The organism is Tetragenococcus halophilus (genome assembly GCF_001712815.1).
GTDB lineage: Bacteria > Bacillota > Bacilli > Lactobacillales > Enterococcaceae > Tetragenococcus > Tetragenococcus halophilus.
This window is the reverse complement of the sequence record NZ_CP012047.1, coordinates 2,210,945-2,231,748: the sequence shown is the minus strand read 5'-3', so window position 1 is coordinate 2,231,748 and position 20,804 is coordinate 2,210,945. Positions and strand designations below refer to the sequence as shown.

Below are 20,804 nucleotides of genomic sequence, written 5' to 3'. Positions count from 1 at the left end.
AAATAAAGGAAGGTGACATTTAAAAGTTGCATAAAAAGAAAGACTAATGAAACTACGATGAATGAGGGAAGAAAGATAATGGCAAAAGATTATAAGAAGTTGGCAAAGGATATTATTGAACATATAGGAGGAGAAAGTAATGTAGCGCAATTACAATATTGTATGACACGCCTGCGTTTCTATTTAAAAGATGAAAGCAAAGCGGATACAGAATACCTGAAAAATTTGTCAGGGATTGTGACTGTAATGAAAGCAAGTGGGCAATATCAAGTGGTTATTGGAAGTGACGTTGGTGAAGTTTACGAAGCAATTCTGAATGTTTCTAATATCAACGGTGAACAAACGTCAAACACTAATAAACAAAATGGGCAAAAAAAGTTACTTAATAATTTTATTGATTTGATCTCTAGTATCTTTCAACCATTCATCCTAGTGCTAAGTGCCACAGGAATGATTAAAGGTTTAGTTGCTTTACTAGGTGTTTTTGGATTAGATGAAGCAAATAGTGGTTTTTATGCAGTGTTGAATGCGGTCGGAGATGGCTTTTTTCAATTTCTACCTGTCATTATTGCACTAACTGCAGCTAAGAAGTTTCGTATGAATGTTTATACGGCTTTGGCCATTGCTTTTGCTTTAGTATATCCTTCATTGAGTGACATGGCAGAGGGAGCGCCGCTTTATACTTTGTTTGAAGGAACGCAATTTAGTGCAGATGTATTTACAACTTTTCTGGGTATTCCTGTCTTATTACCGCCTGGAGGCTATTATGCTACTGTGATCCCAGCTATTCTAGCGATTTGGTTGGGAGCAAAAGTTGAAAAAGGATTTAAAAAAATTATTCCTTCGGTAGTTAATTCATTTTTAACCCCCTTTTTTACAGTGTTAGTTACTGCGACATTAGCTATTTTAGTTATTGGTCCTATAGCTACTTGGGGCTCTGATTTGATCGGTTTAATCTTTATGGCCATTTATAAAATCAGTCCAACAATTTTTGGTGCATTGATCGGTGGATTATGGCAGTTGCTAGTGATGTTTGGCCTACACTGGGGCTTAGCGCCCATTGGTATATTACAACTCACCGAACAAGGATTTACACCAATTTTGTCTAATTCAGGAAGTGCAAGCTTTGGTGTATTAGGTGTTTTACTAGCGATTATTATAAAAAATAAAGATAAAAACGTTAGAAATATTGGTGTTCCTGCCACGATTGCTTCCGTGTTCGGGGTGACAGAACCAGGTATCTATGGATTATTATTACCAATGAAAAAACCTTTTATTATTGCCTTGATTTCTAGTGCACTAGGAGGCGCATATACTGGACTTTTTGATGTAGTTGTTTATCGTATAGGTGGTTTAGGTGTTTTTTCTATTACTAATTATATTACCGATAGCGGTCAACTTACGATGAACTTCTGGCATCGTGTGATTTCGTTTGTTTTGGTCACAGTCATTGCTTTTGCTATGCAAATGTTTATGAAAACACCACAGCTAGACTCCTCAGTAGATAGTAGTAAAAAGAAAAATAAAAACCAAACGCTAAACAATAATGAACTTGAAAAAAGTCGTAAGCAAGATATTATTGCTAGTCCATTAAATGGAGAGGTTAAAAATTTATCAAAAGTCAATGATGAAGTGTTTTCTAGTGGATCTATGGGTAAAGGTATTGTGATAGTACCTAAAAAAGGAATTGTCTATGCTCCGACGAATGCGACAATCAGCATGGTTTTTAAAACGGGACATGCGATCGGTTTGACAACAGAATTGGGGACAGAAATTTTAATTCATATTGGATTAGATACTGTCGAATTAAAAGGAGAAGGATTTGAAAAATTAGTGCAAGAAGGAGATAAAGTTTTAGCTGGACAACCATTGATTATTTTTGAAATAGATGAATTAAAACAAAAGGGCTATGAATTAGATGTTCCGATTGTTGTTAGCAATATAAGTGAAAACGCCGATATATTCATTACTGATGAAAAGCAACTAGGGCATGGGGATTATTTATTTACCGTAGTGAAATAGTTCAATCATTGAAGAAAAAGTTTATTTTTATCGGGTTTATATTAGGCTTTTTCCCTATGTCAATAAAAAATTTCAGTAATGAATGAAGAAAAATGAAGGAATTCGTTGATGAAGGTTTTATAGCAAAAGATTGATTTCATGGTGTTTTGGAAATGTAAGAAAAGAAAATTTTTCAATCTGTTTTCGCATTGTCATAAAAGTAATGAATTGTTATTTCCCTTTAACACACAAAGCCTCTCTGTATGTTAAATTAGCAATCGTGGTTGGTAGCCACGTAGTTAAAAAATCTTGGAGGTATTAACTCATGAAATTTAAAAAGTTACTACTAGGAACAGCACTAACAGCAGGAACTGTTTTCGCAGTCGGCACAACAAGTGCAAATGCAGATGAAATTCATACAATTCAAACAGACGATACATTAGCAAAAATTTCTAAACAATATGTTGGAGACAAAAGTTTAATTGATTCCATCGTCGAAGCTAATGATATTAAAGATAAAAACATGATTTATGTAGGCGAAGAATTAACGATTCCAACAGACGGAAACAGTGAACAAGAACAAGCTCCTGTACAACAAGCACAACCAGCTACTGAAGAAGCAGACAATTCTGGTGATTCATCTGTTGAAGTTAACGACCATTTGAAACAAATCGCGCAACGTGAATCAGGTGGAGATATCCATGCAACTAACCCATCTTCTGGCGCATCTGGTAAATACCAATTCTTGCAAACTACATGGGATTCTGTAGCACCAGCAGAATATCAAGGTAGCCCTGCTGCCAATGCTCCTGAAGAAGTTCAAGACGCAGCAGCACAAAAATTATATGATACAGCTGGCGCTTCCCAATGGGTAACTGCATAAACCTAGTAAGTTTTTCACGAATAAATTAGTATTAAATGAACGACAATTTCTAAAATAGAAAATGTCCGAAACGAAGACAAATCGAATGTTCTCTTCTAAAATTGAAGAGTTTGCATCGATTTGTCTTTTTTTAGTTTGTTACCTCATTCTTATATTGTGTTTTACTTATATTTTTTTAATTTATGCAATTGCCTAGTGATATCGAATTTCAAATAAAGTACAATATCATTAGATTGTTTGATTAATCTATCTAAGACATGTAAGAAGAAAGGAATTAAAAATGGCGTCTTTAACTAATTTGTGGACATTGTTCCAGTATTTTATTCTTGGGATTGTTCAGGGGGTTACCGAACCTATTCCGGTGTCTTCTAGTGGACACTTAATTATTGCAAGAGAGTTGTTTAACATTGAAGCTAGGGGACTTTCTTTTGAAATCTTTGTGAATTTTGCTTCTTTGCTAGCAGTTATGCTAATTTATCGGCAAGATATCGTACGTTTAATCGTGAATACTTGGAAGTTTTTATTTAAAGGAGATAAAACCGTTAAAAGTGACTTTATGTTTGTCGTTTATCTTATTATAGCGACTATTCCAGTTGGGATCATTGGTGTATTGTTTGGAGATGTCCTTGGTGAGGTGTTAAGTGGAACAAATGTTGTTGGGATTACCTTGTTGATTACGGCACTTTTCCTTTGGTTGATTCGTAATCTACAAGGACGTAAACAAGATGGGGATCTATCAGCAAAAGATGCTGCTATTGTCGGTCTTGCACAAGCAGTGGCCACAACGCCAGGGATAAGTAGATCGGGCGCTACAATTGTTGCTTCTATGTTGGTCGGAATGAAAAAAGAGACTGCTTTGCGCTTTTCTTTCCTTCTTTATATTCCCGTAAGCCTGGGGACAGGTATTCTTGAAATTCCTGAAATTGTTCAAGATCCGGCAATGGGCCAATTATGGGCACCATACTTGCTGGCATTTATTACTACCTTTGTTGCTAGCTATTTTGGGTTGAAATTATTCATGAACGTCATGCGTCAAGGAAAATTAGAATATTTTGCCTATTATTGCGTCGCTGTCGGTCTTTTGGTATTGTTCTTTTTGTAGAATGAACGAATCATGATCTACGTAGACCAAATGGAATAGAATACAAAAAAGACTGGGGATTTCCAGTCTTTTTTTAAGAAGGATTCCATGAACGTGACAGACTTATAACAGAAAAAGCTAGTGTTACAGCGCAATCATTTGCTAAAATAGAAAAAGTAGTTTTAAATTTCAATAGTTAGAACCGATGGAATAATAGTAAACATTGTTGTGAAAAAGCAGCTTATAAAATCGGCAATTTATTAGAGCATGATATAAAAAGGTAACTGCTTAAGTATGAGCAAAACTAACTGAAAGTAGGTTTGAAAGTATGGCAGATTCAAAATTTAACAGGCAATTTTTTATTCATTTAATGATTCCTGTAGTCGTTGGTTTCATCATTTGGTTTTTCCCTTGGAGGCCTGAAGAAGTGCCAGTAGAGGGCTGGCAAATGCTAGCGATATTTATTGCTACAATTGTGGCCATTATTTTGAAGCCTTTACCGATGGGCGCAGTAGCTTTAATAGGGTTAACAGTAACAATATTGGTTGGCCCATTAAGTACAGAAACTGCATTGGACGCGTTTTCAGGTACAAGCGTCTGGTTGATCGTTTTAGCTTTTTTCTTATCTAAAGGGATTATCAAAACCGGGCTAGGACACCGAATTGCCTACAATTTAATTGAACGTTTTGGGAAGAAAACGATTGGTTTGGTTTATGCTATGATGGGAGTAAATATTGTTGTTGGCCCTGCTATTCCAAGCAGTACTGCGCGAACTGGGGGTGTAATGTTACCCATTGTTCAAGGATTAGCGGATATATACGATTCAAAACCACAAGATGGAACCCGTCGAAAGCTAGGGGCTTTTTTGATTACTTGTCTTTATCATATAGATACTATTGTAGCGACGATGTTTTTAACAGCAGGAGCAACTAAGCCCTTAGCACAAGAATTAGCCGCTGGTTTTGGCATTGAAATTACTTGGATGAACTGGTTTTTAGGCGCTTTGGTTCCGGGCATTTTGTCATTAATTGTGATTCCACTTATTTTATTTAAAATTTATCCGCCTGAAATAAAAGAAACACCTGGTGCGCCAAGTTGGGCTAAAGAAAAGAAAAGTGAAGTGGGTCCAATGACGTTTGATGAAAAAAATATGTCCTGGATTTTTATTCTGGCTATTATCTTATGGATATCCGGACAATTTATTGCTTTAAGCGCGGTGACTGTCGCGTTAATTGCGATTTCATTGCTCTTAATACTTAAAATCTTGGCATGGAATGACATCACACAAGAAAAAGGCGCGTGGAATACCTTAATTTGGTTTGCTATTTTGGTGATGATGGCAGGACAATTAAATGAACTCGGTTTTATCTCTTGGTTTAGTGAGGCGATTGCTTCTGCGGTTACTGGGTGGAGCTGGGTTGCGATTTTTATAACCCTTTGTTTAGCATTTTTCTACAGCCATTATTTCTTTGCCAGTCTAACAGCACATGTTACAGCGATGTATCCAGCCTTTTTAGGGGTTGCGTTAGCTTCTGGGACACCGCCTTTATTTGCCGCTTTAATGCTGGCTTATGTTACTAACATTTGCGGAGCTACGACACATTATGCTAGTGGACCTGCAGCTGTTCTCTTTGGCGAAGGCTATGTGACGCAAAAGGAATGGTGGAAAATATGCTTTATTATGGGACTGGTTTACTTATTTATTTGGTTAGTTATTGGTTCTGCTTGGTTAGGCTTTATCGGCTTTATGTGAGAAAAGATTTATTTATATATAGAAGTACGTGGAAAGTAAAATTTTCAAGAAAGAGGTTAGCATATGAAAGTAACAATGATTACTGGAGATGGGATCGGTAAAGAAATTTCACAAAGTGCAATGGATGTAATTGATGCCTCAGGTGCTGATATTGTTTGGGATATTGTTCATGCAGGAGAAGACGTTTATGAAGAAACGGGAACGCTTATCCCGGATGGTGTTTTTAAAAGTTTAGAAAAGAACAAGGTGGCTTTAAAAGCGCCTATGACTACCCCTATAGGCAAAGGTTTTCGTAGTGTAAATGTAAGTTTACGAAAAAAATATGATTTATACGCAAATATCCGTCCGGTGCAATCTATCGGTACTATAGAAACATTATTTGAAAATTTGGATTTAGTTTTATTTCGAGAAAATACAGAAGATTTATATGCAGGTGTAGAGAAAAAAGTTTCTGATGACGAAATGCATAGTATAAAAATGATCACTCGAAAAGCTTCTGAACGAATTATCCGTCGTGCCTTTGAGTATGCCAAAGAAAACAAGCGGAAAAGTGTTACAGTCGTGACAAAAGCCAACATCATGAAGCTTTCTGATGGTATGTTTTTAGAAATAGCACGAGAAATTGCAGAGGAATTTCCAACGATTGAGTTTAAAGAAATTCTAGTAGATAATATGGCGATGCAATTAGTGATTAATCCATACCAATTTGATGTGGTAGTGACAGAAAACTTATATGGAGATATTTTATCTGATGAAATGGCAGGACTTATCGGTGGTTTAGGGCTTGTTCCTGGCGCAAATATTGGAGATGACATGGCGATATTTGAAGCTGTCCATGGTTCTGCGCCAGATATTGCTGGTAAAAATTTAGCCAACCCTACTGCGATTATTTTAGGTGGTTGTATGATGTTGGATTATTTAGGAAAAACAAAGGAAAGTAACAATATTCGGCACGCTTTGAATGAGGTATTAAGTAAGCCGGAAAATTTTACACACGATTTAAAGGGAACAGCTACAACAAGCCAATTTACGCAAGCAGTGATCCAACAGATGAAGCGATAATCATTTTGCCTTACTTAATAAATGTTATAAAAGACCAGAGACAGTATCAAAATTGTTTCTGGTCTTTTATTTTGAAATCATTTATTTTAATAAAGTTATAACAGCTAAAAGGTTAAAAAAATGTAACACGGGTAGTTTTTATATTTACGCATTGACAAATCCTTAGAAAGAATGTATTATAATGAATGATTATAAAAATAATTCATTCATTGTTTGAGAGGTGAAAATTGGATGCAGATAGATAAAGAACAGACACTTTTTGCTGCAGCTAGAGAGCTCTTTTTAGAACAAGGCTTTAAGAAAACGAATATTGCAGCAATAACAAAACAAGCAAATGTGGCAGTGGGGACGTTTTATAAGTACTATTCCTCTAAAGAAGAGATTTTCTATGAAGTTTATCAAGCAGAAAATGAAGCAGCTAAATATAAAATTGTGTCACAAATCGATACAAGACAACCACCAAAGGAAATCATCAAGCAATTTATCACGACAATCATTCAAACGAGTAAGCAAAATCCGATTTTAGCAGAGTGGTATCGAAATTCCGAAGTGAGTCAACTAATTACAAATCATGATAAAAATAAAAATGCTTGGCAAGATAGCTTGGTTTATAGTTTTTTAATTGAAAATATTGAACGTTGGCAAGCAAGCGGCGAGTTTCGACAAGATATTGATAGGAAGACTACATTAGCTTTGTTTAATGCTCTAGTGGTTGTTGATAATCATAAAGAGGAAATTAGAACAAATAATTATCCGCAAGTTTTAGAAATATTGGCTGATATGATCGTGGATGGACTTAGCGCAAACAAATAAACGCCACTAAAAACAGTGGTGAATTATTTTAAACTTAAATGAATGAATTTATAAAATATTCATTCAAAAAGAATTGGATTTAAAAAATGAAAGGGGTGAATATAATGGGACTACAGATACTAGGCTGGACTATGGTGGTTGTTGGTTTAATTGTAGATGCCTGGGGTTTTGTCGAATTTCCAGTAAATGAGTTTCTAAAATCCGATTTCTTGAGTTTAATAGTAAGTGGTGCCGTACTAATCGCTGGCGGTTTAGCTGTTTTAAAAATGCCCGCATGGCTTACTATAGCAGCAATTATTGTCGCAACAATTGTATTAGCGTTATATATTTGGAGCTTTCGTATGGGTATCGCTAATACACTCATCAGCTATATTATAATGTTGGCCATTGTCGGTTGGTTGATTAGCTTGTTATTGAAGTGAAAATGGGTAGTATATGAATGAAAAGGAATGAATAAAAATCCTCATTGCAATGATTTTAGTGAGGATTTTTTTGCCGTAAAAACTTTTATTTTTATCTTTGTAAAGGAAAATTTCTAAAAAAAATAATTTTTTTCATTGGAAAAAAAGATACAAACTACATAGGTAGATATGTGGGAAATGCTGAATTGACAATGTTTATATACTGAAATATTTCAATTTGTTTTCATTTCGTTATAAATGTAATGAAATGTTATTGACGCTTAACACACGAAAACTCAATTTATGGTAAATTAATGAGCGTGGAAAGACCACATAGTTAAAAAATCTTGGAGGTACTATTTAATGAAACTTAAAAAATTATTACTAGGAACAGCACTAACAGCAGGAACTGTTTTCGCAGTTGGTACAACAAGTGCAAATGCAGATGAAATTCATACAATTCAACAAGACGATACATTAGGTAAAATTTCTAAGCAATATGTTGGAGACAAAAGCTTAATTGATTCTATCGTCGAAGCCAATGACATTAAAGATAAAAATATGATTTATGTTGGCGAAGAATTAACGATTCCAACAGATGGTAATGGTGAACAAGCGCCTGCACCTGCACAAGAAGCACCCGTTCAAGAACAACAAGCTCCTGCACAAGCAGAACAACCAGCAGCAGAAGAAGCTTCAAGTTCTAATGGTGGATCTACAAAAGATCAATTCTTAGCAGCAGGTGGTACAGAAGAAATGTGGAGCACTATTGTAATGCCAGAATCTGGCGGTAACCCTAATGCAGTGAACCCACTTGGATATCAAGGTTTAGGCCAAACAAAAGAATCTTGGGGAACTGGTAGTGTAGAAGAACAAACTAAAGGTATGATTGAATACGGTACTAGTCGTTATGGTTCTATGGCAGAAGCCATGAGTTTTAGAGCGCAAAACAACTGGTGGTAATTCGGCAATAAATAAATGGTATAGTAAAAGGTCCTTGTCTGTGTGATGAGGGCTTTTTTATGCTTTATTAAAATAACAAATGAGATTTTCATAGTTTATTTTGTATATTAGAAGAAGCTATGATAGGTTGGTTTGTTTAATTATATTGGGTAGATATTGCTTTAGGTGGAATAGTTTGTATAGTTTATGTTGTTTTGACACTAAAAATGAAAATAAAAATAAGTAGTAAATAAGAAGGTATCTAAAATGGAGTATCCAACTAAATTAAAAAAAGAAATTATGGAGCAAAGCAAAAAGTTTCAATTAGAAGGGTTTTTACCTGGTAGAGGAGCAGAAGATGCTGCGATTATGCTCGTAGCTGAAGCGCCTGGTCAAACAGAAATTAAAACGCAAATCCCTTTTAGCGGTCAAGCGGGAAAAGGTTTGGATAAAGCCCTTGCAAAAATTAATTTATATAGAGAAGATATTTACATGACAAGCGTAGTTAAAAGTCGACCTTATAGTGTAAAGCAAAGAACAAATAAGAGTGGGGAGGAAAAAAAGAGTTATCCGAACCGAACGCCTAATAAAACAGAAATCAAACTTTTCGCGCCATTTTTGGATTTTGAAATAAAGAGTATAGCGCCTAAGATTATTGTTACATTGGGAAATAGCGCAATGAATCGCTTATTAGGAAATCAGTATACCGTCTCTAATTACCATGGACAAACGCTTCAACAACCGATCTATAAGTTATCAAAAGACCGCAAGAATTATGAGAAAACAGAAGAAAATTATTATATTTATCCAATGTATCATCCTGCTGCAATGCTTTATAATCGTGATTTAGAAAAAACAATTGATCAGGATTGGGATAATCTATCTGCACTTATTAAGAAAAAGAAGTAGGATGATTGGCCCTAGATTTAGCTAGTGAGAGACCAAAGGCAAAACGATTGGTCCAAAGGTAGCTGAAATAAGGGACATAAGTGGATTGCTTGGCCTAAGGTTGACCTAAGGAAGGGCCATAAGTGATGCTATTGGCCCTAAATTAGTTTAAGAAGGGGCTAAAAGTCTCGTTGTTGGTCCTAACTCAGTAAAAGTAACGTCCGTATTAAATTATAAAAACTATAAAAATTTGTGATTTTTGTCATAATAACAGTATAAGCATGTAAAATGTGATTTATAGAAATAAAATTTTAAAAAGAAGAGATGAAAGCCTTGGCAATAAATAGGAAAGGAAGAAACTAGAATGATATTAACGTTGCTCATTTTACTTATTTTAGTTGGTGGTTTCTTTATTGGGCTGAGAAGTGGGTTGGTGTTACAAGTTGTCGGATTAACCGGTTTTATTGTTGCGCTTGCTGTTTCGTATTTATATTTTGATAGACTATCTCCATATTTACGATGGATTCCTTTTCCCGGCTCAAGCGGTGGAAATTCAGAGTTATTTTATTATCAAGCACTTGCTTTTGTGATTTTATTTATTGGTATAAGAATCTTATGGAGTATTATAGGATCGTCGCTCAATTTTTTGGCCAGCTTACCTTTGTTGAATATTTTAAATCGCTGGTTAGGTGGTGCGTTTGGTGTCGTAAAAGTATATTTAGCTGTCTTTTTATTATTAAATTTATTTGCTTTTGTTCCCAATGCGTTTGCGCAACAAACTGTTTCAGATTCAACACTAGCTCAGAAAATTGTGGAAGACACCCCAGTTCTTTCAGAAAAAGTAGAAGAACTTTAAACAACTTTCGTATAAAAAACGACTTGATAGTTCATATCAAGTCGTTTTTTAGCATGTACAAGGGCGATAATAGAAAGAATTGCGATCATTTTCCAATTGAATGTTTGATCGTTTCTAGCCTTAAGATAGTAAAAATTTTATCATACTTTTGTATTAATCTTTAGCATACTTAACAATGGCATCATGTAAAATTGAAACGACATTTTTTCCTGCGCGGTTATTGTAATAATCGACAAAACGGTTATCGGCAAGGTACATATCTACTAAACCTTTGTGTGCTTCTGCTGAATAGTTTGACCAGGAATACATAAGCCATTGTCTATGCAAGCTGTATACTTCTTTAGCTTCCTGTGAAATTAAATCTTGTGAAATAGCTAGTTGATCTAGTTTTTCGAATAGTTCATCTTCTACTTCTTGCATTTTTTGGAAATCTGCTTTGCTAAGATTCATGAATTTTTTGTTAGATTTTTCAATTGTTTCTTCGCCATACTTCTCCCTAATTTCTTCTCCGTATAGTTTTTCATTTTCAGTTAGACGTTCTTTTTTAAATCCCTCAAATTTTTCTGCTGTGTTCATATTAATTTCTCCTTTTGTATACTGGATCGTTTTTTTAACGGTAGTTAGTAATTGGTTAATCTTTTCTCTTTCCTCTTCTAAATTACTTTGGTGTTCTTTTAAAGCAGCTAGCGTATTGAATGTTGGATCATCCAATATGGATTGAATTTGTGCTAATTTTAAACCCAAAGAACGATAAAGAAGTATCTGTTGTAAACGATCAATTTCTTTTTCTCCATAAAGGCGATATCCTGAAGCTGAAATTGTTGTCGGCTTTAATAAAGCGATTTGATCGTAATATCGAAGTGTTCTTGTGCTGATATTGGCCATATCAGCGATGTCTTTAATGGTATACGACATTATTTGTCCTCCTTTCAATTTTGACTATAAGGCTTTACGTAACGTAAAGGTCAAGTTATTTTTTATTAGATGCTCTTTTATTATTTTTAGAACAATTAATTAGTTAACTTGAATTAACAATAATTGTAAAGTGTGGTTGCTTGCTTTATTATTATTTTAATTTAGACTAAAGCTAGGAAAGAAGTGTAAGGGTATGACGGAATATGTAAATAAGTCAATTCACATCCATAAAAATTTAATTTTTTTACGAAAAAGCCGTGATCTGACAATTGAAGAATTTGCAGAAAAGCTAGATGTTTCTAGACAAACAGTCGCAAAATGGGAAAAGGGTACAACCGTTCCAGATATTATCAAGTGTGATGCAATTGCAGCTTTTTATAACATAACTATTGACGATTTACTACATTATGATGGAGAAACTTCAGTAATGCCAATTGCTCCAAGAGGGAAATATTTCTTTGGTACAGTTACTATAGATGAAAAAGGACAAATTATTATTCCCCAAAAAGCAAGAGAAATATTCAGCTTAAAAACAGCTAGCCAGTTGGTTGTTTTAGGAGATGAAACGCAAGGAATAGCATTAGTGACCGACGATACTTTTATGGATTCAATGCAAGATTTATTGGATCATTTTTATCCGAAATAAGATGCAAGAGAACTAAAAATTTTTTTTGGGGGGATAAAATGACAATTTTATTTTTTATCTTGGCGATAATTATTGTCTTACTTCTTTTTTATGCTTATCAAAATATGAATTATGATAAAAAGAAGGATAAACTTATCAAACAAGCAAATATGTCTGAAAAACAAGTGAATTTACCGGATGGATCTGTTTTAAATTACGGAGAAAATTCCAGCAATAATACACCTTTATTATTATTACATGGTCAGATGGTATCTTGGGAAGATTATGCAAAAGTCCTTCCTGCCTTAGCCAAAGAATACCACATTTATGCAGTAGATTATTATGGACATGGTGGCTCCAGTAAGGATCCCAATAAATATTTTGCTAATGCTATTGGGAATGATCTTATTTGGTTTATCGAAAATGTGATCAAAAAACCTGTTATTATTTCGGGACATTCTTCCGGTGGTCTTTTAACTGCCTGGCTTTCTGCGAATTTTCCGGAAAATGTGCTAGGTGTTGTGATTGAAGATGCGCCCTTTTTTTCAACCGAACCAAATCGTGCAGAAAATACTTATGCAGGTAAAGGATTTAAAGTTAACCATGATTTCTTGTACCAAGAGGCAGAAAAAAATTATACAAAATATAGTCTTGAGCATGATTACATGCAAACTTTTTTTAATAAAAATGGAAAAGACAATTGGGCAAAGATTGTAAAAAAACCTGCTTTTTCTTACATGAAAAAATATCCGAATCAGCTTCCTCGTATTTGGTATTATCCGCCTCGACTAGCTGTGAACCTTATCTATGACTTAACTGCTAATATACAAGATGGGACAGGGGAATATGATTTGCGTTTTGGCGATGCTTTTTATAATTATTCATGGTTTGATAACTTTGACCAAGCCGAAACTTTGTCTCGTATTCGCGTCCCGACAACTTTACTTCATGTTGCCCCAAGTAATGAAAGTGCCCCAAGTTACTATGATAATAATGGCATTTTACTTTCAGCAATGGATGAAAAAGATGCTACTTATGCAACAGAACTCATAGAAGGTGCAGAATTGATCGATGGTTTTAAATCAATGCATAATATCCACCAAGACCAACCACAACAGTTCGTAAAAGTTTTAGTTGATTTTAAAAAACAATTGACTAAATGAAGACTGCTTCTCCTATAAAATAAAAGAGAAGCAGTCTTTATTTTTATAATTTATTCTTTAATATTGTCTGACTAAAGGAGGCTCATAATTTTCTATAAAGGAGTTGATTTCATCAAAAGAAGAGGAGAAAAGAATTTTGCTGCGGTCTTCTTTTGTTAAAAATTCATTGATTACCATATGATCGTAAAAGTTTTCAATTGCACCATAGTAATTATTTACATTATAAAAGATACATGGATTGGGATTTTGTCCAATTCTTGCCCAAGAAACCATTTCAGTAATTTCTTCCAGAGTCCCAGGACCACCTGGTAAAGCGATAAATGCCTCGGCTAAGGAAGCCATTTTATCTTTTCTTTCAGACATGGACTCAACGACATATAATTTCGTTAAATTTTGGTGTGCCAGTTCTCTATTTTTTAAAAATGTAGGAATAACACCAATAGCTTTACCGCCAGAATGAAGAACTGTATCAGCTAAGCTCCCCATTAAACCTGCCTTTCCGCCACCATAAACCAGTGTATTATTATTTTTAGCGATCCAACTTCCTAATTCAATAGCAGATTGTTCAAAAATCGCTTGGTTTCCTCTATTTGCTCCGCTGTATACCGTGATATTCAAATAAAAACTCCCTTCTATTTCCATTAAAAATAGTATATCATAGAAGAAAATTTAGATTGTAAAAAACTAAAAAGTAGGTGTTAAATTTGGATATTCGTGAGTATCAGTTATTTATTAGCGATTTTTATAAACAAAGGAAATGGTATCAGTATGGTCCGTTCATACGTTCTAACTTTCTTTCTGAAGAAGTTGGAGAGGTCAGCCGAGCGATTAGGACATTAGAAATTGGACGTGATAGACCAGATGAGAAAACTTCTGAATACAACGAACAATTAGAAAACTTGATAGAAGAATTAGGAGACGTATTAGATAATATTTTTGTAATAGCGGATAAGTATGATATTTCCTTGGAAAGGATTATGCTAGCTCATAAAGAAAAATTGCTTTCAAGATATGAAAAATAATATATCAAAGATTTACGATTATATGCTTTAAACAATTTTTTTTTTAAAGGAGCGGACCTTTATTTGTATTATCAAAGCTTAATTGATGAATTTTCTGCTAAGTGTAAAGAGGTATTTAATAGCCATTTAACGGGTGTATATTTACATGGTTCTATGGCGATGAATTGTTTTAATGCAGAAAAGAGCGATATTGATTTAATTATCATAGTCGAAAACAATATCACGAATAGCCAAAAAATAAAATTTATGGATGATGTAATGAAATTAAACGAACAAGGACCAGCAAAGGGACTGGAATTTAGTGTTGTACGAAGAAAATACTGCCATCCATTTGTTTATCCAACGCCTTTTGAATTACATTTTTCTCAAATGCATGTTAAGCAGTATAAACATAATCCAATAAAGTATATAGAAAATATGAAAGGTAAAGATAAGGATCTTGCAGCTCATTTTACCATGATAAATCATTGTGGAATTGTTTTATATGGAGAACCGATTAAAGAGGTGTTTGGTAAAGTACCAACAAAAGATTATGTAGATAGTATCTGGTGTGATATAAAAAATGCTAGAAAAAATATAGTCAATGAACCAATGTATATGGTGCTAAATTTGTGTAGAGTACTGGCATTTCTAGAAGATGGTTTATATCTTTCAAAGCAGCAAGGTGGTAAATGGGGGTTGACGCATATTTCTACAAAGTATCATCCCTTAATTGCAGAAGCATTGTATTGTTATAAAACAAAACATGCGATGCAAGTGGATAAGGCATATGCAAAAGACCTTGCAGATCAAATGTTGCACAATATCGAGTACAAGAGGGGGGCAGTTTAAAAATTGATGTGAAGAAAAAGTTGAAATTTTGATGAAGTGTCTGTAAATATTTCTTTACTTTCAGCTGGAGCTCCATTTTTTAAAATAAACCCATGCTCCATCCAGTAATGGTTCATTCATTCAGTTATCGACAGTTCTTTACAGTAAATCATATAAGATGAAATAGCACTTAACTGCATGGCCAACTGATTATCTAGTACTGTTCTTCAACAACTTCAGCTTTCTTTTGGTCGCTGAATCGCTGTGAATTACAGCAAAAAGCCGGTTCTATTTGAATTAGAACCGGCTTTTTAGCTTGAGATATTTGTATTTTAACGGTGATATTTTTCCATCACTTGAATAAGCTCTGGTAAATACTCTGGTAAATCAGGGGGTCTCCTACTTGAAACAAGTTGTCCGTCGGTCACAACGGCTTCATTGACCCAAGTTGCACCAGCATTTGTCATATCGTCTTTAATCCCAGGTGTACTTGTGACTGTTTTTCCTTCCAAGATACCAGAGGAAATTAATACCCAACCAGCGTGGCAAATTTCACCAATGGCTTTGTTGTTATCTTTCATATGTTTTACAATCTTTTTAACTTCAGGAAAGCGACGAAGTTTATCCGGCGCCCATCCACCAGGAACAATAACTGCATCGTATTCTTCAGGGTTAACATCGGCAAAAGCATAATCAGATTCAGCTGGAACACCATTTTTCCCAATGTAAGTTTGTTTGGCTTCTTGTCCAACTAAATCTACTTGAGCACCTTCTTCACGCAAGCGAAGAACTGGATACCATAGTTCTAAATCGTCAAAATCATGATCGACTAGCGAGATAACTTTATGATTTTCTAAACGCAAGCTAATCCCTCCATTTTTATTTAATAAGTTGTATATTAAACTTAGCAAGTCTAAAATTTAATATCAACCCTATTAAACTCAGTCTAACAGAGGATGGAAAGAACAACAATTGAAAAGCTTTTGACAAAAAAGTATATTGGACTTATCCTACACTGATAAAGTTATAGAAAATCTTGGCAAGAAACTAAAAGATCGATTTTTTTCCATTGTACTTCTTCATCAATCGAATTTCCTTCTTCAACTGAAGCAAAACCACATTGTGGCGATAAAGCAATATTATCACCTACGACAGATTTGGCTTCTAGGAAACGCTCTTTAATTTCATCGTGTGTTTCCAGGCGAGGATTTTTCGTTGAGATTAAACCTGCGACAAAAGTAGCGTCACTTTTCTTTAAAACTGCCCAGGGTTCAAAAGACCCAGAGCGTTCATCATCGTATTCAACAAAGAAGCCATCATAAGGGATGGTACTAATCACTGCCGCCACTGAGTCGTAAGAACCTGCAAATAGTGGATTTCCTTTGAAGTTTCCCTTACAGAAATGAGTAGCAATCGTCATGTCAGCAGGCTTATTTTCTAGGGCTTTTGTCGAAACTTTTCTAAACCATTCCAATATTTCATCTTTGGTATAACCGAGTGAAGATACTTTTTTCATGAATTCATCATCAATTAGATAAGTCCATGACGTATCATCAATTTGTAAATAACGACAACCATGTTCATATAAGTCTTGAATAGCAGTTTGATAAGCTGTCGCAATATCTTCGATCACCGCATCAATATCTTCGCCATAGTAAGGTGTATCTTTTATCCCTAATTGTAGATAATGGTCAACTAAAATCATATTAGGCCCAGAAATAGATTTTTTTGCCTCGATGCCCTCATATTTATTAGCTAATTGATGTAGGTAGTCCCAAGCTGCGATTTCTGGGTGATGTTTATTTTTATCGTAAAAGATTTTTCCTTTTATATATCCCAATTCAATATGATTATTCACGCCGTTGATTACTTTATCAAAGTGCTTTGTAGAGAAACCATCAAATTCTTTTAACCAATCAAGATGCCACCACCTACGTCGAAATTCACCATCTGTTACAAACTTTAAGCCATGGCTGACTTGTCGATCCACCAAATTGGCGATCGCTTGATCTTCTACTTGTCTCAATTCTTCTAAGCTAATTTCATCATTAAAATAATTAGCGCGGGCGATTTTAATTTCTTCAGGACGTAAAAAAGAACCCACTACGTCGTATTTTATATTTAACATTGCTACAACCCCTTTATTTTTCTCAATATCGTATCTGTAAATTATATTCATTATATGGTAATTGAAGATGTCTGTAAAATAGCTAAAGACTATCAAGGATTATAAGTAAAATCAGTATCCTTTTGAAAAAGTTGATTATAAAGAACTTCTTGCTTTAAAATATAATTAATAGTCGATAGACTAAAAGTATAAGGAGGAGTAATATGTCAGATTATACAATTCCAAAAGTATGGGAATGGCATCAAAATGAGAAAAATCAATTTGGCAATCAACCAGTAGCAGGGAGTCGATTTGAACAAAAACTTCCGGTAGGTCAACAACCGTTACAAGTTTATTCATTAGGGACACCGAACGGGATGAAAGTTGCAATTATGTTGGAAGAGTTAAAAGAAGCTGGCGTTAAAGATGCCCAATATGACCTATATAAAATTAATATTGGTGAAGGAGATCAGTTTGGTAGTGATTTTGTCAACATTAACCCAAATTCTAAAATTCCAGCGATGGTGGATTATTCACACGAAGAACCTATTCGAGTATTTGAATCAGCTTCTATTATGTTGTATTTAGCTGATAAATTTGATAAGTTCATTCCTCATTCGCTCGCTGAAAGAACAGAACTTATGAATTGGCTATTTTGGCAAACTGGGGCAGCGCCATTTGTAGGAGGTGGTTTTGGACACTTTTATTATTATGCACCATTTGCCCAAGAGTATCCAATCGACCGTTATACAATGGAAACCAAAAGACAGCTTGATTTACTTGATAAACATTTGGCAAATAAAGATTTTATTATGGGTGATGAATATACGATTGCTGATATGACTATTTGGCCATGGTACGGACGTCTTGTTCAAGGCGAATTATATGGAGATGCTGACGAGTTTTTAAAAGCTAAAGAATATAAAAATTTAAAAGCATGGACAGATCGTATTGCTCAAAGACCTGGGGTTCAACGTGGTATAAACGTAGAATATCAAGCGATTAAATAATTAAAAAAATACAATCAACCAACTATGAATAGATTAAATAAGTGGTTACTTACATAACGCTTATTTAATCTTTTTTTGTCGTAATAAAATAGAAATGGTGCATAAAAATTCAAAAAAATTAAACTTTTCAATTGTAAATTATTTAAAAGATGGTAGAATAAATGCTAAACAATCTGCATATTTATACAAAAACAAAAAGCTAGGAGGATCCTATGAAAAATAAATTTTTAATAGGAGTGACATTGTTTCTATCATCTATTTTTTTTATTTTTACAACATCGGCACAAGCGCAAGAAGACAATTCTTTACAAAATGTATTAGACAGCGGGACGTTAACTGTTGGTACTTCTGCGGATAATCCGCCGAAAGAATATATCCGAATGAATAATGGTGAAGAAGAGATTGTCGGTTTTGATATTGATATGGCCGAAAGGATTGCGGAAGAACTAGGCGTAGAATTAGAAATTACTAATATGAAATTTGATGGATTAATTCCAAGCGTACAAGAAGGCGAATTCGATATGGCTTTAGCGGGTTTTAATCCGACACCGGAAAGAGAAGAAGTGGTTAGTTTTTCTGATAGTTATCATGACTTACCCTTTGTGATTTTAACGACGAAAGATAAAGAGGATACTTTTAACTCTATTGAATCTTTAGCAGGTCAGGAAGTCGCTGCGCAAAAAGGTTCAACACAGGAAACAATTTTAAATGATTATATTGAAGAAGCCCGACCTGTTGCTTTAGGAAAATTGCCTGAAGTGATTTCCGAAATCAATGCAGGAACGGTAGATGCAGGGGTGGTTGGTTATTTATCTGCTCGTAATTATTTAGATACCTACCCGAATTTGACCATTGCAGATATTGACATTGAAGTGCCAGCAGAGGAAACAGCGCAAACGATTGCTTTTCCAAAAGAAAGCCAAGCGCTAATTACAGAAGTCAATCAAATTATCGCTGAGATGCAAGAAAGCGGCGAAATAGACGATTTATTAGAAAAAAATATTGAAGAGGCGCAAGCAGGAGATACGGACTCACGAAATACCTTAGAAGTCTATGGACCTTTGTTTTTAAAAGGGGCGGCTACGACTATTGGCGTTGCACTTGTCTGCGTGATTGTGGGGACGTTACTGGGAGTCTTTGTTGCGATGCTGCGCCTTTCTTCCAATAAGTTTATCAATACCATCGCATTTTTCTATATTCAAGTATTACGAGGGACGCCAGCCTTGCTACAAGTTTTTATTTTCTATTTTGGACTATCCGCTATTTTGACAATTCCGGCGATTCATGTTTGGGATATCAATCTTGCGCGTTTAATTCCAGGATGTATTGCATTGGCCATTAATTCCAGTGCTTATGTTGCTGAAATTATTCGTTCCGGGATTAACGCAGTAGATAGTGGTCAAATGGAAGCTGGCTATTCTTTGGGTTTAAACCGACGAATTACCATGAGAGAGATCATTTTGCCACAAGCAGTTCGTAATATCTTACCGGCCTTAGGAAATGAATTTGTCTCAATGATTAAAGAAACATCTTTACTTTCAGTGATCGCTGTATCAGAGTTAATGTTTGTGGCTGATACGGTCAAAGCAGCGACTTATCGGACAATGGAATCTTTATTTATTGCAGCAGTTATATACTTTATGATCACGTGGTTTGTTTCATGGCTAGTTTCGCTCCTTGAAAAAAGGCTTGAAAGATCGGCGAAAGGTTAAGGAGGAAATGATATGACAGAATTAATGAAAATTGTGAATTTACACAAAGCTTTTGGCACAAACCAAGTGTTAAACGGTATCAATACAACCATTCAAAATGGCGAAGTTGTCGTAGTTATAGGACCTTCTGGCTCAGGAAAGAGTACCTTTTTACGCTGCTTAAATTTACTCGAAGTACCGACAGAAGGATCCATTATATTTGAAGGAATCGATTTAACCGATCCTAAAACTGATATTTTTAAAGTGAGAGAGAATCTAGGCATGGTGTTTCAATCTTTTAATTTATTTCCGCATAAAACGGTAATGGAAAATATCTGTCTTGCTCCGGTCAAGGCCGGATTGAAAAAAGAAGATGCGGCAAAAGAAAATGGCATGCGTTTGTTGCAACAAGTCGGACTAGCAGATAAAGTAGAAGCCTATCCCAGTTCCTTGTCAGGAGGACAAAAACAGCGGATTGCAATTGCTCGTGCTTTGGCGATGGAACCTGACGTGATGCTATTTGACGAACCAACTTCAGCGCTTGATCCTGAAATGATAGGAGATGTTTTGAAGGTGATGAAGGAGCTAGCTAAAAAAGGGATGACAATGGTGATTGTGACCCATGAAATGGGATTTGCTAAAGAGGTTGGCGATCGTGTTTTATTCATGGACGAAGGGAAAATCGTGGAAGAAGGATTACCGATAGAACTTTTTGATCACCCGCAAAATCCTCGTACGATTGATTTCTTAAGTAAAGTATTACATTAATAATAAAAGGAAA

At 34.9% G+C, this 20,804-nt stretch carries 21 protein-coding genes; 17 read left to right on the top strand and 4 right to left on the bottom strand.

Annotated features, from left to right (window positions below; genetic code table 11):
* Positions 1–78 precede the first annotated feature (78 nt).
* The 10 genes from AC806_RS10715 to AC806_RS10670 all read left to right on the top strand — a co-directional run bounded on the left by AC806_RS10715 (position 79) and on the right by AC806_RS10670 (position 10,680).
* Entirely contained in the window at positions 79–2,022 is a 1,944-nt protein-coding gene (locus AC806_RS10715; RefSeq protein WP_069029298.1) for a beta-glucoside-specific PTS transporter subunit IIABC, read from the top strand.
* A 304-nt stretch (positions 2,023–2,326) separates the two neighbouring features.
* Positions 2,327–2,884, top strand: coding sequence for a LysM peptidoglycan-binding domain-containing protein (locus AC806_RS11775; protein WP_083207585.1), 558 nt, complete (start codon positions 2,327–2,329; stop codon positions 2,882–2,884).
* 280 nt (positions 2,885–3,164) lie between these two features.
* Positions 3,165–3,986 carry an undecaprenyl-diphosphate phosphatase gene (locus tag AC806_RS10705; RefSeq protein WP_014125755.1) on the top strand — a complete coding sequence of 274 codons (822 nt, stop codon included), beginning with the start codon at positions 3,165–3,167 and terminating at the stop codon, positions 3,984–3,986.
* A gap of 307 nt (positions 3,987–4,293) precedes the next feature.
* Positions 4,294–5,718 (top strand): DASS family sodium-coupled anion symporter, encoded by a 1,425-nt coding sequence (locus AC806_RS10700; RefSeq protein ID WP_061841248.1) that lies wholly within the window; start codon positions 4,294–4,296, stop codon positions 5,716–5,718.
* Between the two features lie 63 nt (positions 5,719–5,781).
* A complete protein-coding gene (locus AC806_RS10695) occupies positions 5,782–6,780 on the top strand; it encodes an isocitrate/isopropylmalate dehydrogenase family protein (protein ID WP_014125752.1) in 999 nt (332 codons plus the stop codon).
* Positions 6,781–7,011: 231 nt separating this feature from the next.
* Positions 7,012–7,593 (top strand): TetR/AcrR family transcriptional regulator, encoded by a 582-nt coding sequence (locus AC806_RS10690; RefSeq protein WP_014125751.1) that lies wholly within the window; start codon positions 7,012–7,014, stop codon positions 7,591–7,593.
* A gap of 104 nt (positions 7,594–7,697) precedes the next feature.
* Complete coding sequence (locus tag AC806_RS10685) at positions 7,698–8,015, top strand: hypothetical protein (RefSeq protein WP_041591861.1); 318 nt, start codon at positions 7,698–7,700, stop codon at positions 8,013–8,015.
* Positions 8,016–8,357: 342 nt separating this feature from the next.
* Positions 8,358–8,957 carry a LysM peptidoglycan-binding domain-containing protein gene (locus AC806_RS11770; RefSeq protein ID WP_082786943.1) on the top strand — a complete coding sequence of 200 codons (600 nt, stop codon included), beginning with the start codon at positions 8,358–8,360 and terminating at the stop codon, positions 8,955–8,957.
* Between the two features lie 246 nt (positions 8,958–9,203).
* Complete coding sequence (locus AC806_RS10675; RefSeq protein ID WP_069029297.1) at positions 9,204–9,845, top strand: uracil-DNA glycosylase; 642 nt, start codon at positions 9,204–9,206, stop codon at positions 9,843–9,845.
* Positions 9,846–10,188: 343 nt separating this feature from the next.
* Positions 10,189–10,680, top strand: a complete 492-nt coding sequence (locus tag AC806_RS10670) for a CvpA family protein (RefSeq protein WP_069029296.1) — start codon at positions 10,189–10,191, stop codon at positions 10,678–10,680.
* Positions 10,681–10,833: 153 nt separating this feature from the next.
* Here the strand turns inward: AC806_RS10670 and AC806_RS10665 are convergent, their stop codons facing one another.
* Complete coding sequence (locus AC806_RS10665; RefSeq protein WP_014125746.1) at positions 10,834–11,595, bottom strand: MerR family transcriptional regulator; 762 nt, start codon at positions 11,593–11,595, stop codon at positions 10,834–10,836.
* Positions 11,596–11,788: 193 nt separating this feature from the next.
* Between AC806_RS10665 and AC806_RS10660 the strand changes: the two genes are divergently transcribed.
* Both AC806_RS10660 and AC806_RS10655 read left to right on the top strand, forming a co-directional pair.
* Positions 11,789–12,241 (top strand): helix-turn-helix domain-containing protein, encoded by a 453-nt coding sequence (locus AC806_RS10660; protein WP_014125745.1) that lies wholly within the window; start codon positions 11,789–11,791, stop codon positions 12,239–12,241.
* A gap of 38 nt (positions 12,242–12,279) precedes the next feature.
* A complete protein-coding gene (locus AC806_RS10655; protein ID WP_130705985.1) occupies positions 12,280–13,383 on the top strand; it encodes an alpha/beta hydrolase in 1,104 nt (367 codons plus the stop codon).
* Positions 13,384–13,440: 57 nt separating this feature from the next.
* On the opposite strand, the gene AC806_RS10650 is transcribed toward AC806_RS10655, so the two are convergent.
* Positions 13,441–14,001: an LOG family protein gene (locus tag AC806_RS10650; RefSeq protein ID WP_061841244.1), complete on the bottom strand. Its 561-nt coding sequence runs from the start codon at positions 13,999–14,001 to the stop codon at positions 13,441–13,443.
* A gap of 86 nt (positions 14,002–14,087) precedes the next feature.
* On the opposite strand from AC806_RS10650, the gene AC806_RS10645 reads away from it, so the two are divergent.
* Together AC806_RS10645 and AC806_RS10640 are read left to right on the top strand one after the other, a co-directional pair.
* Positions 14,088–14,405, top strand: coding sequence for a MazG nucleotide pyrophosphohydrolase domain-containing protein (locus tag AC806_RS10645; RefSeq protein WP_061841243.1), 318 nt, complete (start codon positions 14,088–14,090; stop codon positions 14,403–14,405).
* 63 nt (positions 14,406–14,468) lie between these two features.
* On the top strand, positions 14,469–15,236 hold the full coding sequence (locus tag AC806_RS10640) for an aminoglycoside adenylyltransferase domain-containing protein (protein ID WP_061841242.1): 768 nt from the start codon (positions 14,469–14,471) through the stop codon (positions 15,234–15,236).
* Between the two features lie 311 nt (positions 15,237–15,547).
* On the opposite strand, the gene AC806_RS10635 is transcribed toward AC806_RS10640, so the two are convergent.
* Both AC806_RS10635 and AC806_RS10630 read right to left on the bottom strand, forming a co-directional pair.
* Entirely contained in the window at positions 15,548–16,078 is a 531-nt protein-coding gene (locus AC806_RS10635) for a type 1 glutamine amidotransferase domain-containing protein (RefSeq protein ID WP_014125739.1), read from the bottom strand.
* A 161-nt stretch (positions 16,079–16,239) separates the two neighbouring features.
* A complete protein-coding gene (locus AC806_RS10630; RefSeq protein ID WP_069029295.1) occupies positions 16,240–17,343 on the bottom strand; it encodes a 5-methyltetrahydropteroyltriglutamate--homocysteine S-methyltransferase in 1,104 nt (367 codons plus the stop codon).
* Positions 17,344–17,546: 203 nt separating this feature from the next.
* On the opposite strand from AC806_RS10630, the gene yghU reads away from it, so the two are divergent.
* The 3 genes from yghU (at position 17,547) to AC806_RS10615 (ending at position 20,791) form a co-directional block, all read left to right on the top strand.
* Positions 17,547–18,332: a glutathione-dependent disulfide-bond oxidoreductase gene (yghU, locus tag AC806_RS10625; RefSeq protein WP_069029294.1), complete on the top strand. Its 786-nt coding sequence runs from the start codon at positions 17,547–17,549 to the stop codon at positions 18,330–18,332.
* Positions 18,333–18,544: 212 nt separating this feature from the next.
* Positions 18,545–20,044 (top strand): ABC transporter substrate-binding protein/permease, encoded by a 1,500-nt coding sequence (locus tag AC806_RS10620; protein ID WP_069029293.1) that lies wholly within the window; start codon positions 18,545–18,547, stop codon positions 20,042–20,044.
* A gap of 12 nt (positions 20,045–20,056) precedes the next feature.
* Entirely contained in the window at positions 20,057–20,791 is a 735-nt protein-coding gene (locus AC806_RS10615) for an amino acid ABC transporter ATP-binding protein (RefSeq protein WP_069029292.1), read from the top strand.
* Positions 20,792–20,804 lie beyond the last annotated feature (13 nt).

Excerpts from the sequence above, each read along its gene's own strand:
- AC806_RS10715 (WP_069029298.1), top strand. The coding sequence starts at position 79 with ATGGCAAAAGATTATAAGAAGTTGGCAAAGGATATTATTGAACATATA.
- AC806_RS11775 (WP_083207585.1), top strand. The coding sequence starts at position 2,327 with ATGAAATTTAAAAAGTTACTACTAGGAACAGCACTAACAGCAGGAACT.
- AC806_RS10705 (WP_014125755.1), top strand. The coding sequence starts at position 3,165 with ATGGCGTCTTTAACTAATTTGTGGACATTGTTCCAGTATTTTATTCTT.
- AC806_RS10700 (WP_061841248.1), top strand. The coding sequence starts at position 4,294 with ATGGCAGATTCAAAATTTAACAGGCAATTTTTTATTCATTTAATGATT.
- AC806_RS10695 (WP_014125752.1), top strand. The coding sequence starts at position 5,782 with ATGAAAGTAACAATGATTACTGGAGATGGGATCGGTAAAGAAATTTCA.
- AC806_RS10690 (WP_014125751.1), top strand. The coding sequence starts at position 7,012 with ATGCAGATAGATAAAGAACAGACACTTTTTGCTGCAGCTAGAGAGCTC.
- AC806_RS10685 (WP_041591861.1), top strand. The coding sequence starts at position 7,698 with ATGGGACTACAGATACTAGGCTGGACTATGGTGGTTGTTGGTTTAATT.
- AC806_RS11770 (WP_082786943.1), top strand. The coding sequence starts at position 8,358 with ATGAAACTTAAAAAATTATTACTAGGAACAGCACTAACAGCAGGAACT.
- AC806_RS10675 (WP_069029297.1), top strand. The coding sequence starts at position 9,204 with ATGGAGTATCCAACTAAATTAAAAAAAGAAATTATGGAGCAAAGCAAA.
- AC806_RS10670 (WP_069029296.1), top strand. The coding sequence starts at position 10,189 with ATGATATTAACGTTGCTCATTTTACTTATTTTAGTTGGTGGTTTCTTT.
- AC806_RS10665 (WP_014125746.1), bottom strand. The coding sequence starts at position 11,595 with ATGTCGTATACCATTAAAGACATCGCTGATATGGCCAATATCAGCACA.
- AC806_RS10660 (WP_014125745.1), top strand. The coding sequence starts at position 11,789 with ATGACGGAATATGTAAATAAGTCAATTCACATCCATAAAAATTTAATT.
- AC806_RS10655 (WP_130705985.1), top strand. The coding sequence starts at position 12,280 with ATGACAATTTTATTTTTTATCTTGGCGATAATTATTGTCTTACTTCTT.
- AC806_RS10630 (WP_069029295.1), bottom strand. The coding sequence starts at position 17,343 with ATGTTAAATATAAAATACGACGTAGTGGGTTCTTTTTTACGTCCTGAA.
- yghU (WP_069029294.1), top strand. The coding sequence starts at position 17,547 with ATGTCAGATTATACAATTCCAAAAGTATGGGAATGGCATCAAAATGAG.
- AC806_RS10620 (WP_069029293.1), top strand. The coding sequence starts at position 18,545 with ATGAAAAATAAATTTTTAATAGGAGTGACATTGTTTCTATCATCTATT.
- AC806_RS10615 (WP_069029292.1), top strand. The coding sequence starts at position 20,057 with ATGACAGAATTAATGAAAATTGTGAATTTACACAAAGCTTTTGGCACA.